This window comes from Mycobacterium sp. Marseille-P9652 (assembly GCF_902652685.1).
Lineage (GTDB): Bacteria > Actinomycetota > Actinomycetes > Mycobacteriales > Mycobacteriaceae > Mycobacterium.
The window spans coordinates 30,781-48,005 of sequence record NZ_CACRUY010000044.1 but is presented as its reverse complement, the minus strand read 5'-3'; the positions used below and the strand labels follow the sequence as shown (position 1 = coordinate 48,005).

7 protein-coding genes are annotated in these 17,225 nt (G+C 71.9%); 1 reads left to right on the top strand and 6 read right to left on the bottom strand.

Annotated elements, in window-relative coordinates; all coding sequences use genetic code 11:
* Positions 1-51: 51 nt before the first annotated feature.
* Positions 52-4,425 carry a PE family protein gene (locus tag GPY60_RS26705; RefSeq protein ID WP_304610730.1) on the top strand — a complete coding sequence of 1,458 codons (4,374 nt, stop codon included), beginning with the start codon at positions 52-54 and terminating at the stop codon, positions 4,423-4,425.
* 28 nt (positions 4,426-4,453) lie between these two features.
* Here the strand turns inward: GPY60_RS26705 and GPY60_RS20210 are convergent, their stop codons facing one another.
* From GPY60_RS20210 to ag85A, 6 genes are all read right to left on the bottom strand, one after another.
* Positions 4,454-6,019 (bottom strand): acyl-CoA carboxylase subunit beta, encoded by a 1,566-nt coding sequence (locus GPY60_RS20210; RefSeq protein WP_156689477.1) that lies wholly within the window; start codon positions 6,017-6,019, stop codon positions 4,454-4,456.
* 8 nt (positions 6,020-6,027) lie between these two features.
* On the bottom strand, positions 6,028-11,307 hold the full coding sequence (gene pks13, locus GPY60_RS20205; RefSeq protein ID WP_370462779.1) for a polyketide synthase Pks13: 5,280 nt from the start codon (positions 11,305-11,307) through the stop codon (positions 6,028-6,030).
* A gap of 93 nt (positions 11,308-11,400) precedes the next feature.
* On the bottom strand, positions 11,401-13,296 hold the full coding sequence (fadD32, locus tag GPY60_RS20200) for a long-chain-fatty-acid--AMP ligase FadD32 (RefSeq protein WP_156689476.1): 1,896 nt from the start codon (positions 13,294-13,296) through the stop codon (positions 11,401-11,403).
* Positions 13,297-13,582: 286 nt separating this feature from the next.
* The gene (gene culp6 / locus GPY60_RS20195) at positions 13,583-14,593 is read right to left on the bottom strand and encodes a carboxylesterase Culp6 (RefSeq protein ID WP_156689469.1); all 1,011 of its coding nucleotides are present in this window, start codon (positions 14,591-14,593) and stop codon (positions 13,583-13,585) included.
* A 184-nt stretch (positions 14,594-14,777) separates the two neighbouring features.
* Complete coding sequence (locus GPY60_RS20190) at positions 14,778-15,677, bottom strand: esterase family protein (protein ID WP_156689475.1); 900 nt, start codon at positions 15,675-15,677, stop codon at positions 14,778-14,780.
* A gap of 164 nt (positions 15,678-15,841) precedes the next feature.
* On the bottom strand, positions 15,842-16,882 hold the full coding sequence (gene ag85A / locus GPY60_RS20185) for a diacylglycerol acyltransferase/mycolyltransferase Ag85A (RefSeq protein WP_156689468.1): 1,041 nt from the start codon (positions 16,880-16,882) through the stop codon (positions 15,842-15,844).
* Positions 16,883-17,225: the final 343 nt, after the last annotated feature.

The window sequence follows — 17,225 nt, the reverse complement described above, 5'->3', positions numbered from 1 at the left end:
CAGGGACTCAACGGCACCGGCGGCGGGCCCGCCGGTGCTGGCGGCAGTGGCTTGGCTGGCGGCAATGGCGGCGGCGGTGGTTATGGAGGCGCCAGTGGCGCCGGCGGCACCAATGGCAGCGGCGGTGTCGGGGGCAACGGCGGCGCGGGCGGCGCCGGCGGAGATGGTGGTTCCGGGGTCGGCTTGAGCCTGGCCGGCGGCGATGGCGGCGCCGGCGGTGGGGGTGGCAACGCCGGGATCGGTGGAGTTGCGGGTACCGGGGGTACCGGCGGTCACGACGGGAGCGCGGGCAACGGCGGCCTCGGCGGTAACGGCGGCCGCGGCGGCGCCGGTGACAGCGGGTCCGTCGGCCCCGGTGGCGGGGCCGGCAACGCCGGGTTGGCAGGCGGAAAAGGCGGCGACGGCGGCCACGGCGGCGGCAGCGGCGTCGGCGGTATCAATGGCAGCGGTGGCGTCGGCGGCAGCGGCGGCGCGGGCGGCGCCGGCGGTGACGGTGGTTCCGGCGTCGGCATATCCATGGGCGGCGGCAACGGTGGCGACGGCGGCGATGGCGGCAACGCAGGCGGCGGCGGCCTCGTCGGCATCGGCGGCAGCGGCGGCCAGGACGGTATCGCCGGCACCGGCGGTCAAGGCGGCAGCGGCGGCCACGGCGGCATCGGCGACAGCGGCACTGCCGGCTCCGGCGGCGGCCCCGGTGGCGCGGGATTTGCCGGCGGCAGGGGCGGCGACGGCGGTGACGGCGGCAGCAGCGGCGCCGGCGGCACCAACGGCAACGGCGGTCTCGGCGGCAACGGCGGCGCCGGTGGCGCCGGCGGAGACGGTGGGGCCGGCGTCGGCCTACACCTGGCCGGTGGCGCCGGCGGTGACGGCGGCAACGGTGGCAACGCCGGCGCAGGAGGTCTCGTCGGCACCGGCGGCACCGGCGGCCACAACGGCAACGCGGGTACCGGCGGTCAAGGTGGCAGCGGCGGCCACGGCGGCGCCGGCGACAGCGGCGTCCCCGGCTCCGGGGGCGCCCCGGGCAGCGACGGCTACGCGGGCGGCAAAGGCGGAGATGGCGGCACCGGCGGTAGCAGCGGCACCGGCGGCACCAACGGCAGCGGCGGTATAGGCGGCAACGGCGGCACCGGGGGCGCCGGGGGCACCGGAACTTCGGGTGTTGGCGCACACATGACCGGCGGTAACGGAGGGAACGGCGGCGACGGCGGCGACGCGGGAGCCGGTGGCCTGGCCGGTGCCGGCGGCACCATCGGAAACGCAGGCAGTGGCGGCACCGGCGGCATCGGCGGCACCGGCGGCGTGGGGGACAACGGTGACCCCGCAAGTGGCGGCGGCACCGGCGGTTCCGGGTATGCCGGCGGCAATGGCGGCAAAGGCGGCACCGGCGGCAACAGCGGCGCGGGCGGCACCAACGGGAATGGCGGCGTCGGCGGCACCGGCGGCAGCGGCGGCGCCGGCGGCGCCGGCGGATCCAGCGTCGGCTTACACCAAGCAGGCGGTATCGGCGGGACGGGCGGGACCGGCGGTGCCGCGGGAGCCGGCGGTTCGGCCGGCACGGGAGGAACGGGCGGCGCTCAAGGACTCTCTGGCCTCGGGGGCAAGGGAGGCACCGGCGGCACGGGAGGCGCCGGTGACAACGGCACTGCCGGCACGGGCGGGGGCGCCGGTGGTGTCGGTGGAACCGGATTTGCAGGCGGCGCCGGCGGCGCTGGCGGCATCGGTGGCAATAGCACTTCCGGCGGCACCAACGGCAGCGGCGGCGACGGCGGCAGCGGCGGTACCGGGGGCAACGGCGGCAACGGCGGATCAGGCGTCGGCCTGAACCAGGTTGGCGGCGACGGCGGCAGCGGCGGCAGCGGCGGCAACGCCGGCGCCGGCGGTCAGGCCGGCAGCGGCGGCAGCGGCGGCGTCACCGGCACCGATGGGTTCGGCGGCCGTGGCGGCACCGGCGGCACAGGCGGGACCGGCGACAACGGCGGAAACGGCAGTGGGACCGACGCCGGCGGTGCGGGCCTCGCAGGCGGAAACGGCGGCGCGGGAGGCGCCCCCGGTACCAGCAGCGCCATCGGTCACGGAGGCGCCGGCGGCACCGGCGGCGGCGGCGGCACCGGCGGCAACGGCGGCAATGGCGGCAACGGCCCATTCAACACCGGACCCGGCGGCGCCGGCGGTGCCGGCGGCAACGGCGGTGCCGGCGGCACCGGCAGCGCCGCAACCAACGGCGGCAACGCCGGCGGCGGTGGTGCCGGCGGCAGCGGCGGCAACGGCGGCACCGGAGGGCTCGGCGCGAGCGGGGGGGCCCACCGCGCCGGCAACGGCGGTATCGGCGGCAACGGCGGCACCGGCGGTAGCGGCGGTACGGCGACCGGCGGTGGAGACGGCGGCGCGGGCGGTGACGGTGGCAGCAGCGGGACCGGCGGCAACGGCGGCGCCCTCAACATCGGCGGATTCGGCGGTAATGGCGGCAGCGGTGGGACGGCCGGGAACGGCGGCGCCGGCGGCAACGCGACCAACGGCGGCAATGGCGGCAAAGGCGGCAACGGCGGCCAAGCCGGCGGTGGCGGCACCGGCGGCACCGGTCCCGCGGGCGACCAGGGCGGCAACGGCGGCAACGGCGGCACAGGCGGTGGCGGCGGCAGCGGCGGCGCAGCCACCGGCGGCGGAAACGGCGGAAACGGCGGAAACGGCGGCGGCGGCGGCATCGCCGGCTCCGGCGCCAGCGCCAGCTTTCCAACTGGCGTCGGCGGCAACGGCGGCAACGGCGGCGACGGCGGGGCCGGCGGGACCGGCGGCGCAGCCACCGGCGGCGGCAACGGGGGCGACGGCGGCGACGGCGGCAACGCCGGTATCGCCGGAAGTGCGGGGGCTGGAGGTAGCGGCAACCAGCACATCGTCGTCCCCACCCCCCGCGGTGGCGTCGGCGGCAACGGAGGCAACGGCGGCGCGGGCGGCGGGGGCGGAAACACGGACGTCGGCGTTGCCGGTAACGGCGGCAACGGGGGCACCGGTAACAATGGCGGCACCGGCGGCGGTGTCACAGTCTTAAGCGGCGACGGCGGCATTGGCGGCGCCGGCGGCGGCGGCGGCGCAGGCGGCAACGGCGGCACCGGGGGCACCGCAACCAACGGCGGCAGCGCCGGCAACGGCGGTGCCGGCGGTAACGCCGGCAACGGCGGCGGCGGCGGCTACACCAGCGGCGGAAGCGGTATTGGTCCGACCAGCGGCATGGGCGGCGCCGGCGGCAAAGGCGGCACCGGGGGCACCGGGGGCACCGCAGCCAACGGCGGTAACGCCGGCACCGGCGGGTCCGGCGGTAACGCAGGAAACGGTGGTTTCGGCGGGTCCACCCATGAGGATTCCGCTCCCGCCACCGCCGGCGGCGGAGGCATGGGCGGCGACGGCGGCGCAGGCGGCGGCGGCGGTGCCGCAACCGGCGGCGGGAACGCCGGCAACGGTGGTGGCGGCGGCAGTGCCGGTGGCGGCGGCAACGGTGGTGCCGGCGGCGAACCTGGCGACGGCAGCTATGGCGACGCCGGCAATGGCGGTGGCGGCGGCACCGGCGGCAACGGCGGTGCCGGCGGCACAGCGAACGACCATGGTGCCGGCGGCACCGGGGGCAACGGCGGCACCGGCGGCGTTGGCGGTGCCGGCGGCAAGGGCCGCAGCATCATCGGCACTGGGGGTAACGGTGGCGGTGGAGGTGTCGGTGGTGTCGGTGGTGCCGCTACCGGCGGCGGTGACGGCGGCAACGGCGGCAACGGCGGCAGCAGCGGCGCGGGAGGGGTAGGCGGGTTCGCAATAGGCGGGACCGCCGGTACTGGTGGTACTGCCGGCACCGGCGGCGCCGGCGGCGCCGGCGGCGCGGCAATCGGTGGCGGCGACGGCGGCACCGGCGGCACCGGCGGCACCGGATCGGCCGGCGGTCAGGGCGGCACCGGTTACCAGAACGGCGGCAACGGCGGTACTGGCGGCAACGGCGGGATCGGGGGTGTCGGCGGCACCGCAACCGGCGGCGGCAGGGGCGGCAACGGCGGCAACGGCGGCAACAGCGGGGTCGGCGGAGACGGCAACGGCCCCTTGAACACCTACCACGGCAACGGGGGCACCGGCGGCAACGCCGGGACCGGCGGCACTGGCGGTGGCGGCGGCAACGCAGACCTTGGCATCGGCGGCAACGGCGGCATCGGCGGCCTGGGCAGCAACGGCGGCGGCGGCGGCAACGGCAGCAATGACGGGACTGGCGGCAACGGCGGCGCGGGCGGCGACGGCGGGGACGGCGGCGATGGCGGCGACGGCCACATCTCCGGCGGCGCCGGCGGCGCCGGCAATATTCACGGTACTGGCGGCACCGGGGGCACACCCGGTGGCGTGTCGGGCGGGCCCGGAACTGACGGCACCCCCGGCGCCGACGGCACGATCATCTAAATGACCCGCGCGCTGGTCGCGGAAAGAACTAGACCGGGATCAGCCCGTGCTTGCGGGCCGTGCGGAACCACATCTGCTTGTCACGCAGCAGGCGCATCGATTTGCGGATCAGCAGCCGCGTCTCGTGCGGGTCGATGACGGCGTCTATGAATCCCCGCTCGGCGGCGGTCCACGGGATCGCCATGTTGAGGTTGTAGCCCTCGATGAAGTCCTTCTTGATCTGCTGCGCCTCGGGTGTCGTCGGGTCGGGGAACCGCTTCATCAGCAGCTGCGCGGCCCCCTCGGCGCCGATCACCGCAATGCGCGCGGTGGGCCACGCGAAGTTGAAGTCGGCGGTCAGCTGCCGGGAACCCATCACCGCGTACGCGCCGCCGTAGGACTTGCGCACGGTGATCGTCACCTTCGGCACGTCGGCCTCCACGACGGAGTAGAGGAACCGGCCGCCGCGCTTGATGATGCCGCGTTTCTCCTCCTCGGCGCCCGGCAGGAACCCGGGCGTGTCCACCACGAAGACGAGCGGGATGTTGAACGCGTCGCAGAATCGGATGAACCGCGCGGCCTTATCGGACGCCTCGTTGTCGATCGCCCCCGACAGGTGCATGGGCTGGTTGGCTATCACGCCCACAGGGCGGCCGTCGACGCGCGCGTACCCGGTGATGATGGCCGGCCCGTGCTGCGCGGCGACGTCGAGGAAGTCGCCGTCGTCGAAGATCCGCAGCAGGATCTCGTGCATGTCGTAGGCCGCGTTGTCTGAGTCCGGCACGATCGCGTCGAGTTCGAGGTCGGTGGGGGTGATCTCCGGCTCCAGCCCGGGGTTGATGATCGGCGGCTCGCCGAACGCGCTCGACGGCAGGAACGACAGGAAGTCGCGCACGTACTGGAATGCTTCGGCCTCGGAGTTCACCACCTGGTGGATGTTGCCGTTGCGGGCCTGGGCGTCCGAGCCACCGAGCTCGTCGAGGGTGACCTCCTCGCCGGTGACCTCGCGGATCACGTCCGGGCCCGTGACGAAGAAGTACCCCTGGTCGCGCACCGAGACCAGCAGGTCGTCCTGGATGGGCGAATAGACCGCTCCCCCGGCGCACTTGCCGAAGATCAGCGAGATCTGCGGGACGATCCCCGACAGCGCCTCGTGGCGGCGGCCCAGCTCGGCGTACCACGCCAGCGAGGTGACCGCGTCCTGGATCCGGGCGCCGCCCGAGTCCTGGATGCCGATGATCGGGCAGCCGACCATCGCGCACCACTCCATCAGCCGGGCCACCTTGCGGCCGAACATCTCCCCGACCGTGCCCTGAAACACCGTCTGGTCGTGGGAGAACACCCCGACCGGCCGACCGTCGATCATGGCGTGACCGGTGACGCACCCGTCGCCGTAGAGCGCGTTCGGGTCGTTGGGCGTCTTGGCCAGCGCGCCGATCTCCAGGAAGGTGCCCGGGTCGACCAGCGCGTGCACCCGCGCCCGTGCGCTCGGGATGCCCTTCTTGTCGCGCTTGGCGGCGGCCTTCTCGCCGCCCGGCTCCTTCGCCAGCTCCAGGCGGGCGTGCAGCTCGGCCAGCTTCTCGGCCGTCGAATGCTGAACGGGAGCGGGCAGCATTTCCGTCACTACTTGCCTACCTTCGCCTCGATCGCGTTGAGTGCCTGCGTCATGTGCGCGCCCACCTTGGCGATGTAGGGCTCGTCGATGGCCTGGATGTGCTCGCCACCGATCGGCACCACCTCGAGGTCGGACACGTACTCCCCCCAGCCGCCGTCCGGCTGCCGGACGGCATACCGCGGCTCGAACATGATCGCGTCGTCATGGTAGCGATCGGCCATGTAGAGGGTCACATGCCCGTCGTACGGCTGGATCTGCGCGGTGTCGATCGCCCGGTTGTCCAGGTACGACGTGCGCTGGTGCTCGATGATCCCGGCCGGGATCTCCACGCCGCTCTCCCTGACGGCGTCCAGCACGAACCGGATCTGGCCCTCGTCGTCGAGCTGCTCCAGATGCTCGTAGGGGATCTCCGGGATGGTGACGTTGAACGTCCGCTCGGCGAAGCGGGCGTAGCGGTCCCAGCGCTCGCGGATCTCCTCCTTGGTCTGCGGGACCTCCTCGCCCGCGCGCACCGCGTCGATCAGCCCGACCCAGCGCACGTCCTTGCCGAGCCGCTTGAGCCCGATCGCGCAGGCGTACGCCAGCACCCCGCCCAGCGACCAGCCGGCCAGGATGTAGGGCCCGTCGCCCTGCATCTCGATCAGCTTCGGCACGTACTGCGCCGCACGCTCCTCGATCGACCCCTCGACGCGCTCGAAGCCGTACATCGGGGTGTCGGCGGGCAGCCGGTTGAGCAGCGGCTCGTACACCACCGTCGAACCACCGGCGGGGTGGAAGACGAACACCGGCGGCTTCGTGCCGCCCTCGGGGCGCGCGCGCAGGGTGCGCACGAAGCCGTCGACCACGCCCGCCTCGAGGTACCCGCGCACCTTGTCGGCGAGCGCCTCGATGTTCTCCGACGTCAGCACGTCCTCGGCGGTGATCGGGCCTTCCGCCCGCTCCGCGAGCCGCTGCGCCATCTTGGCGGCGGTGTCGTCGTCCAGCTTGGGCAGCGGGTTGAAGATGCCTCCCGGGGACTTGCCCGTGACGATGGCCCATGTCGCGAACGTGACCCGCTCGGCCTCGTCGCGCGGCGGCACGTCGGAGTTCAGCGCCTTGGCGACCGCCTCGGAGTTCAGCGCGTCGGCCGCGCCCTTGAGGTTCGGCTGCGCGCCGTTGGGCTGACCGCCGTTGTTCTGCCCGCCATTCGGGCCCGACGGGTCCGTCGGCGGCGGCGGGAGCGGTGCCTCGGCGGCCGGGGCCGGCGGGGGATCGGACTGGGTGTCCGGCTCCGCCTGCGGGTCCGGGGCCGGCGCGGTGACGTTGGCGAACGTCGCGCCGCTGACCAGCTGCGCCTGCGCCCGGGCGATCTCCTCGGCCGTCTGCGTCTTCTGGTGCTCGTGCAGCTGCTGAACCTCGTCGCGGTGCTCGACCGCGTACTTGATCAACTCCTCGATGTTGTAGAGGTTCGCGTCGCGCACGGCCGTCAACTGGATCGGCGGCAGGTCGAAGTCGTACTCGACGCGGTTCTTGATCCGCACCGCCATCAGCGAGTCCAGGCCGAGCTCGATCAGCGGGACCTCCCACGGCAGGTCCTCGGGCTCGTAGCCCATCGCCGACCCGACGATCAGGCCCAGGCGCTCGGCCACGGTCTCGCCCGACTCCGGCGACCACTTGCCCATGCTGGCCGGGAAGTACCGGTTGGTGAGGCTGTCGGACAGCGTTTCCGCCTCGGCCTCGTCGGCGGGGGCCCCGTCCGCGACCGACGCCTCGGAGGTCTCGGCGATCGCCGTGCCCGCGCCGACCGCCGCCGGCAGCACGGCCTGCGACCCGGCGCGGCTGACCAGGGCGTCGTACACGAGCGTGAACGACTCGCCGATGCGCGCGTGCACCTGCACCGACGCGCCACCCGGATGCCGGGTCAGCGTCGTCACCAGACACGAGCCCTCGCCGGGAACCGCCCGCTGCTCGGACGCGGTGAGCTGCGCGTCCGGAATCACCTCTGCCGCGGCGGCTTTCACCAGCCCGGGCAGGTCCGTCAGGCCGCGCGGGTTGTACTCCCAGACGTGGCGGCCGTCGGGCAGCGCGACGTGGGCCCCCGGCATGACGACCGAGCTGGTGCCGTGCGAGAAGTTGACGTCCAGCCAGTGCTCTTTGCGCTTGAACCGGGTCGGCGGGATGTTCGCGTAGTGCTCGGGACCCAGCGGCCCGGTGGCGGGACGCGGGAACAGCGTCCAGATGTCCAGGTCGTGGCCGTAGACGTAGAGCTGCGCCATGGTCGAGACCATCGACTCGACCTCGTCCTGCTTGCGGGCCAGTGTCGGGATCAGCTGCGCGTCGTGCAGCCCGGCCGCCGCCGTCGTCAGCCCTACCTGCATCAACGCCACCGGGTTGGGCGCCAGCTCCAGGAACGTGGTGTGCCCGCTGTCGACGGCGTTGCGGATGCCGTGGGTGAAGTAGACGCTGTGGCGCAGCCCCTTCTTCCAGTAGTCGACGTCGTGGATCGGCTCGCCGCCGGGCTTGATGTAGCTGCCCTCGTGCACGGTCGAGTAGATGCCGACGGTCGGGCTCATCGGCTTGATGCCCTGCAGCTCCGCGGCGAGCTCGCCCAGCAGCGGGTCCATCTGCGTGGTGTGGCTGGCGCCCTTGGTCTGGAACTTGCGGGCGAACTTGCCCTCCGATTCCGCGCGGGCGATGATCGCGTCCACCTGCTCCGGCGGACCGCCGATGACCGTCTGGGTGGGGGCTGCGTAGACGCACACCTCCAGGTCCGGGAAGTCGGAGAACACCGTCTTGATCTCGTCGGCGGAATACTCCACCAGCGCCATCAGCCGGATGTACTCGCCGAAGAGCATCGCCTCGCCCTCGCCCATCAGGTGGGAGCGCGAGCAGATGGCCCGGGTGGCGTCGCGCAGCGACAGGCCGCCGGAGAAGTAGGCGCACGCCGCCTCGCCCAGCGACTGCCCGATGACCGCGCCGGGCTTGGCGCCGTGGTGCTTGAGCAGCTCGCCCAGCGCGATCTGGATGGCGAAGATGGTGACCTGGGTGGTCTCGATGCCGTAGTCCTGCGAGTCGTCGAGGATCAGCTCGAGCACCGAGTAACCGAGCTCGTCCTGGACCAGCGCGTCGACCTTCTCGATCCACTCGGCGAAGACCGGGTTGCGCAGGTAAAGGCTCTTGCCCATCTTGCGGTGCTGCGCGCCGAACCCGGCCAGCACCCACACCGGGCCGCTGGTCACCGGCCCGTCGGTGCTGAACACGCCCGGCCGCTGCTTGCCCTCGGCGATCGCGCGCAGGCCCTTGATGGCCTCCTCGTGGTCGTGCGCCAGCACCACCGCCCGGGAGCGGCCGTGGTTGCGCCGCGACAGCGACCGGCCGATGGACTCCAGCGACGACGCCTGCCCCTCGGGGCTCTCCATCCAGTCCGCGAGCTCCGCGGCGGCCGCCTTCTTGCGGGAGGTCAGGAACGCCGACACCACCAGGGGAACAACGGGCGGTGGAAGCTCTTGTCCGGCAAGCTCTTCCAGCGCGGCCTCCTTGAGCCGCAGCGCCTCCTCGGTGACGCCGGGAAGTTCGTACTCCTCCTCGTCGGCTCCGGGCTCGTCGGAGAGGATGTTGCCGAACTCGTCGAAGCGCAGCGAGTGCCCCTCGAGGGCCGGGGTTTCGGCCGCCTCGGCGGCCGGCTTGGTGACGGCTTCCGGTTCCGGCTCGCGCTCGATGACGTCGCGGGGCAGGACCTCGCGCACCACCACGTGCGCGTTGGCCCCGCCGAAACCGAAGCTCGACACCCCGGCCAGCGCGTAACCGCCGTAGCGCGGCCAGTCGGTCGGCTGGTCGACGACCTTCAAATGCACGTTGTCCCAGTCGATGTACGGGCTGGGCCCGGCGAAGTTGATCGACGGCGGCAGCTTGTCGTGCTGCAGCGCCAGCACCACCTTGGCCATGCTGGCGGCGCCGGCCGCGGACTCGGTGTGGCCGATGTTGGTCTTGATCGCGGCCAGCAGCGCCGGGCGGTCGGCGGGGCGGCCCCGGCCGACGACGCGGCCCAGCGCCTCGGCCTCGATCGGGTCGCCGAGGATCGTCCCGGTGCCGTGCGCCTCGATGTAGTCCACGTTGCGCGGGTCGATGCCGGCGTCCTTGTAGGCCCGGCGCAGCACGTCGGCCTGCGCGTCCTGGTTGGGCGCGATCAGCCCGTTGGACCGGCCGTCGTGGTTGACCGCGCTGCCCGCGATCACCGCGAGGATCTGGTCGCCATCGCGGCGGGCGTCGTCGACCCGCTTGAGCACGAGCATGCCGGCGCCCTCGGAGCGGATGTAGCCGTCGGCGTCCGAGGAGAAGGACTTGATCCGGCCGTCAGGAGACAGCACCTGGCCGATCTCATCGAAGCCGAGCGTCACCGCCGGCGTGACGATCGCGTTGACGCCGCCGGCGACGGCCGCGTCGCACTCGCCGTTACGCAGCGCCTGCACCGCCTGGTGGATCGCCACCAGCGAGCTCGAGCACGCGGTGTCCACCGCGACCGAGGGCCCGCGGAAGTCGTAGAAGTAGGAGACCCGGTTGGCGATGATCGACGTCGCGGTGCCCGTGATGGCGTACGGGTGCGCCGTGGTCGGGTCGGCGACCGCCATCATGGCGTAGTCGTTGTTGGAGACGCCGACGTAGACGCCGACGGGCTTGCCACGCAGGCTCGATGCGGGGATGCGGGCCTGCTCGAGCGCCTCCCAGGTGAGCTCCAGCGCCATCCGCTGCTGCGGGTCGATGTTGTCGGCCTCGGTCTTGGCCACCGCGAAGAACTCGGAGTCGAAGCCCTTGATGTCCTTGAGGTAGCCGCCGCGGGTGCGGGCCTTCGCCATGCGCTCGGCCAGGCGCGGCTCGTCGAGGAACTCCGACCAGCGGCCCTCGGGCAGGTCGGTGATCGCGTCGCGCCCTTCGATCAGCGCCTGCCACGTCTCGTCGGGGCTGTTCATGTCGCCCGGCAGGCGGGTGGACAGGCCCACGATCGCGATGTCGACCCGCTCGGCCGGACCCTTGCGCGACCAGTCGACGACGTCGATGCCGTCGTCTTCCCTCTCGGGCTCGCCCTCGATGATGCGGGTCGCGAGCGACTCGATGGTCGGGTGCTGGAAGGCCACCGCCACCGAGAGGGTGACACCGGTCATGTCCTCGATGTCGGCGGCCATCGCCACCGCGTCCCGGGACGACAGGCCGAGCTCCACCATGGGCACCGATTCGTCGATGGCATCCGGGGACTGCCCGGTGCACCTGGCCACGTAGTTGCGCAGCCACTGCCGCATCTCGGGGATCGTCATGTCCGTCTGGGCGGGCGCGCGCGTCGCCTCGGGAAGGTTGTCGGGTAGCGAGTTCACGTCGAATTCTGTGTCAGCCATGGTTCTCGAAAAGGGTCAGTTGCCGGAGGCGAATACGGTCGGGGAGCCGATGCCGCTGCGCAGGCTGCCGTCCAGGTAGGCGGCGCGGCAGGCGCGGCGGCCGATCTTGCCGCTGGACGTGCGCGGAATCAGCCCGGCCTGGACCAGCAGCAGGTCGCGGACGGTCACGCCGTGCCGCACGGCGATGGCGGCCCGGATGTCGTCGGCGATCGGCTGGTAGTCGAGCTTGTGCGCGCCGGCGGCGCGCTCGGCGACGATGACCAGCTGCTCGGAGGTGTCCTCAGGGTCGTGCTTCAGCCCGGCGTGCGGGTTGTCGAACACCTCCCGCGGCAGCTGGTTGGCCGGCACCGAGAATGCTGCGACGTACCCGGTGCGCAGGGCCTTGTTGGCCTCCTGCGCCGAGTACTCGAGGTCCTGCGGGTAGTGGTTGCGGCCGTCGATGATGACGAGGTCCTTGATGCGGCCGGTGATATAGAGGTTGCCCTTGTGGAAGGTGCCGTAGTCGCCGGTGCGGACCCATGTCGCGTCGTCGGCCGCGCCCTCGGCGTGGGACGGGTTGGTGCGCGACTTGAGGATGTTCTTGAAGGTTTCCTGGGTTTCCTGTTCCTTGTCCCAGTAGCCGATGCCCATGTTGTTGCCGTGCAGCCAGATCTCGCCGATCTGGCCGTCGGGCAGCTCGGTGGCCGTGTCGGCGTCGACGATCACCGCCCACTCGTCGACCCCGACCACCCCGGCCGAGACCTGGGCGACGGCCTTCGGGTCGTCCTTGCCGACCTCGACGAACCGCTGCTCGTTCAGCGCATCCCGGTCTACGTGGATGACGAGCGGGGCCTCGTCCATCGGGGTGGTGGAGACGAACAGCGTCGCCTCGGCGAGGCCGTAGGACGGCTTGATCGCCGACTCCCGCAGCCCGTACGGCGCGAACGCCTCGTAGAACTTGCGCATCGACGCCGGGGACACCGGCTCGCTGCCGTTGAGGACCGCCTTGACGTTGCTCAGGTCCAGCGGGGGCTCGCCGTCCCTGGGCGTGCCGCGGTTGGCGGCGTGCTCGAACGCGAAGTTCGGTGCGGCCGAGTAGACCTCGCCGTCGTCGTCGGAGGTGCGCGCCATCGCGCGGATCCAGCGGCTGGGCCGGCGGACGAATGCGGCCGGCGTCATGAACGTCATGTGATGGCCGAACACCGGCGACAGCAGGACCGTGATCAGGCCCATGTCGTGGAAGAACGGCAGCCAGGACACGCCGCGGGAGTTCTCACCCGCATTCACGGACAGGGAGTCGAGCACCTGCACCACGTTGGTGGGGAGGTTCCGGTGGGTGATCTTGACCCCGGTCGGCGTCCGCGTGGAGCCCGACGTGTACTGCAGGTAGGCGATGGTCTCCGGGTTGGACGTCGGTTGCTGCCACGTGGTGGCGACCTCGTCGGGCACCGCGTCGACCGCGATGACGCGCGGCCGGTCCTTGGCGGGGCGGCTGCGGAAGAACTTGCGGACGCCCTCGGCGGAGTCGCTGGTGGTCAGGATCGTCGACGGCGTGCAGTCGTCGAGCACCGCGTGCAGCCGCCCGACGTGGCCCGGCTCGGCCGGGTCGAACAGGGGCACCGCGATCCGGCCGGCGTAGAGGGTGCCGAAGAAGGCGTTGAGGTATTCCAGGTTCTGCGGGCACAGGAGGGCGACGCGGTCGCCCTCCTGGGTCACCTGCTGGAGCCGGGCGGCCACGGCGCGGTTGCGCTGGCTGAACTCCCGCCAGGTCTGGTCGCGCGCGACGCCGTCGCGCTCGGTGGAGAAGTCGAGGAATCGGTAGACCAGCCTGTCCCCGCGCACCGACGCCCACCGCTCGACGTGGCGGGCCAGGTTGAGGTTGTCCGGGAACCGGATCTTCCCATTCGTGATGAATGGGTTGTGGTACGCCATACCGATCTCCTGTCGCAACGGTGCCAGGTCGGCCATGCCGACTTCACATCTGCGTCGGCTGCGCCGACCGTCTACCTCTCCGTGTCGGCCGCGCCGACCGTTCTCCCCGCGCCCGGGCCAGCCTACGCACGTCGCCGGTCTGCGAGGCGCCGGTCGTTACCCGGTGTGGGCCGCAACAAACGTCGCGTCTTTCTTAAATTCTTCTTAATGTTACGGGGCCGCCCGCGGCACACCAAATCACAAGGTACCGCCGATACCGCCTTGTGAGCCGATAGCTATTGGTATGTCATCCGTGTTTGGGGTGAGGCGCGTTCGCGATGAGTCCGTGCGCCCAGTTGAGCGTCCAGTCGGTCGCCGGAGCACCGTCCAGGCTCCAGCACTGGGTGGTGCCGTAGAGCGCGTGGACCGGCTGCCCCGCCCCGCCGGCCAGCGTGTTCAGGGTGGCGGGCAGGTTGGCGATGCTGAACGCCTCCTGCGGTGCGGCGCAGATCAGGTCACCCGGCGCGCAGATCTCGTTGGTCTTGCCGTTGAGGGCGCCGAAGCCGCCCGGCCGCGCGCCCGTCATCGTCAGGCCGAGCCCGGACAGCACGGGCACCTCGTGCAACGTGACCTCGGCGCCCTGCCCCGGCGGGTTGGGTCCGACGTCGTCGCCCACACCCTCCTGCCGGCGGCCGTCGGCGATCAATGTCACACCGAGCACCAGGTCGTCGTCGACGGGTCCGCGCCCGTTGCCGATGTCGCTGGCGATGTCGCCCATGATCACCGCGCCCTGCGAGAACCCCATCAGCACGTAGCTGGTCAGCGGGCACTTGGCGTTCATGTCGGTGATCGCCTGGGTGGTCGCACGGGTGCCCTCGGTCCGGCTCTCGTTGTACGACATCTGCGGGTCGCCGCTGAGCGGGTTGTGGAACTGCGCCGTGTAGGGGGTGGTGTACGTCTGCAGGCGCGACGACGGGAACTCGCCTGCCAGCTGCGCGGTCACCTTGTGCAGCAGCGCGTTCGGGAACTGCCCGGGGTTGACGGGATCGTCCTGCGGCGACGACTCCCACGTCCCTGGGACGTTGACCAGGTAGACGTCCGGGCAGGAGGCGTCCTGCGACGCCGGGCGCGGCTTGTGCGGATGGGTCGTCGTCGACGACGGCGGCAGCACGCCCGGCGGCACCGCGCTCGGCGGTGTCTCCTTGCTGCGCAGCAGGACGACCGCGGCCCAGATGACCAGCATCACCACGGCGGCCACGGTCAGGGCGGCCACCCACGCGAGAGTTCGGTGGCGCTTACGCCGTGCGTTGGTGGCCATGTTCTCCTGCTGGCAGCGTCGGTGGGTCGCAGCGAGGCGGCCGTTGCGCGCTCTGCTGCACGCTCTACACGGTACCGGCTTGCCGGAGGGTGCCGTCCGCGCGCGCGGGCGCACAGCGGCCAGGCGGCAATCGCCGAGCGCCGCGGATCACGACCGCGGCGGCAACCGTCCGACGCGCGCCCGGCTAGCGGATCGCGCCGACGATGTCACCCGACATGGCACCCAGCTGACCCGACCACGGGCCCCACCCGTTGTCGCCGCCCGGGAAGTCGAAGTGGCCGTTGTGCCCGCCGACGCTGCGGTACTGCTGATAGAAGGACATGCCCGTCCCCGTCACCTGGTCCGGCACGCCCAGCACAGCCGCGGGGTCACTGGCCCCGCCCTTGGCCGACCACACCCACACGCGCGTGTTGTTCTGCGCCAGCAGCGACGCGTGCACCCACGGGTCGTGCCACTTCCACCGGCCCAGCTGCGGGGCTCCCCACATGCCGTTGCCGTCGACGCCGCCGAACTGCTGCAGACCGGCCAGGATCGCGCCGTTGACCGTCGTCTCCGACGGGTACAGGAAGCCGGACAGCGAGCCGGCGTAGCCGAACCGGTCGGGGTGGAAGGCCGCGAGCGCCATCGCGCCGTAGCCGCCCTGCCCGGCGCCCACGGCGGCGTGCCCGCCGGGGGCCAGGCCCTTGTTGGCGGCCAGCCAGCTGGGCAGCTCGTTGGACAGGAAAGTGTCCCACTGCTTGGAGCCGTCCTGCTCCCAGTTGGTGTACATGCTGTACGCGCCGCCGGCGGGCGCCACCACCGAGATGCCCTTACCGGCCAGGGTGTTCATCGCGTTGCCGGCGGTCACCCAGTTGCTGACGTCGGGAGCGGCGTCGAAGGGGTCGAGCAGGTACACCGCGTGCGGGCCACCGGCCATGAAGGCGACCGGGATGTCGCGGCCCATGGCGCCCGACGGGACCATCAGGGTCTCGTAGCCCGCCGCTCTGGCCTTGCCGACGGCCCCCACCGTCACGGTCAGTGCCGCCAGCGCGACCGACAACGCGGCCACGCCGAATATCCGCACCAGCGCCGACACACCCCGCACGACCCTCATGTCCACCCTCCATCGTCTAGTCGCTGTGAGCACACTAGCCAGGCCCGGATCGAACCCGGTTCGCAGGGTAGTGAAATAGACCACACCGCCACATGGCCAAACAGACTGACGGCGGCGATCCGGGTGGATCGCCGCCGTCAGTCGTTTGATACGAGTTAGCCGCCCTGACTCTGGTTCCCGGCGTTGCTTGCCGTCGCCGGCCCCGCGCCCGGGGTGGCGCCCAGCGCCGACTGCAGGTCGGGCTTCATCGCGTTGAGCTGCGCGCCCCAGTACGGCCAGTCGTGCGTGCCGTTGGCGTCGAAGTTGAACACCGCGTTGTGACCACCGGCCGCGTTGTAGGCGTCCTGGAACTTCAGGTTGGACGTCCGCACGAAGCCCTCGAGGAACTTCGCGGGCAGGTTGTCGCCACCGAGGTCGGACGGCTTGCCGTTACCGCAGTAGATCCAGATGCGGGTGTTGTTCGCGACCAGCTTGCCCACCTGAAGCGACGGGTCGTTGCGCTGCCACGCGGGGTCGCTCGACGGGCCCCACATGTCGTCCTTCTTGTAGCCACCGGCGTCGCCCATGGCCAGGCCGATCAGCGACGGGCCCATGCCCTGCGACGGGTCCAGCAGCGCCGACAGCGAGCCGGCGTACACGAACTGGTTCGGGTGGTAGGCCGCCAGGATCAGCGCCGACGAGCCGGCCATCGACAGACCGACGGCAGCGCTGCCGGTCGGCTTGACCTGCTTGTTGGCGGCCAGGTACGACGGCAGCTCGCTGGTGAGGAACGTCTCCCACTTATAGGTGGTGCAGCCGGCCTTACCGCAGGCGGGCTTGTACCAGTCGGAGTAGAAGCTCGACTGGCCGCCGACCGGCATCACCACGGCGATGCCGGACTGGTTGTACCACTCGAACGCCGGGGTGTTGATGTCCCAGCCGTTGAAGTCGTCCTGCGCGCGCATGCCGTCGAGCAGGTACAGCGCGGGTGCGTTCGCTCCACCGCTTTGGAACTGGACCTTGATGTCGCGGCCCATGCCCGCGGACGGAACCTGCAGGTACTCCACCGGCAGGCCGGGACGCGAGAACGCCCCCGCGGTCGCGGAGCCCCCCACGACGCCGATCAAGCCCGGCAGCAGGGCCGCACCGGCGGCGCCCACCGCGAGCCGTCGTGGCATACGTGCCACGGCGCCGCGCAACCTGTCAACAAGCGTCATCCTTGCTTCCTCATCCTTTCGGCGCGCCCTTCACCCGGACGCATGTCGAAATTGGGTCGTACTGCAAACGCTCGACGCAATGCCCGTCAAACCCCGCAGTGCCCGTGTAGTCAACCACACCATCGGCCAACCTCTCTCATCGAGCCCGCGGCCCAAACCGTCGATCGGCCCTTGCTACCCAACGATTTCGCGGTCAAACACGTGTCCAAAAAAGAGCGTTTCCGCATGTGCCGGGCCATCGATGACCGCTGGTGAGACGCCAATTGTGAAGTTGCTGTCAATGTTTCGGACGTGCGGTGTCAGCGTGAATTGAATCTCTGTCGAAAATTCTTCTGCGCGGCCC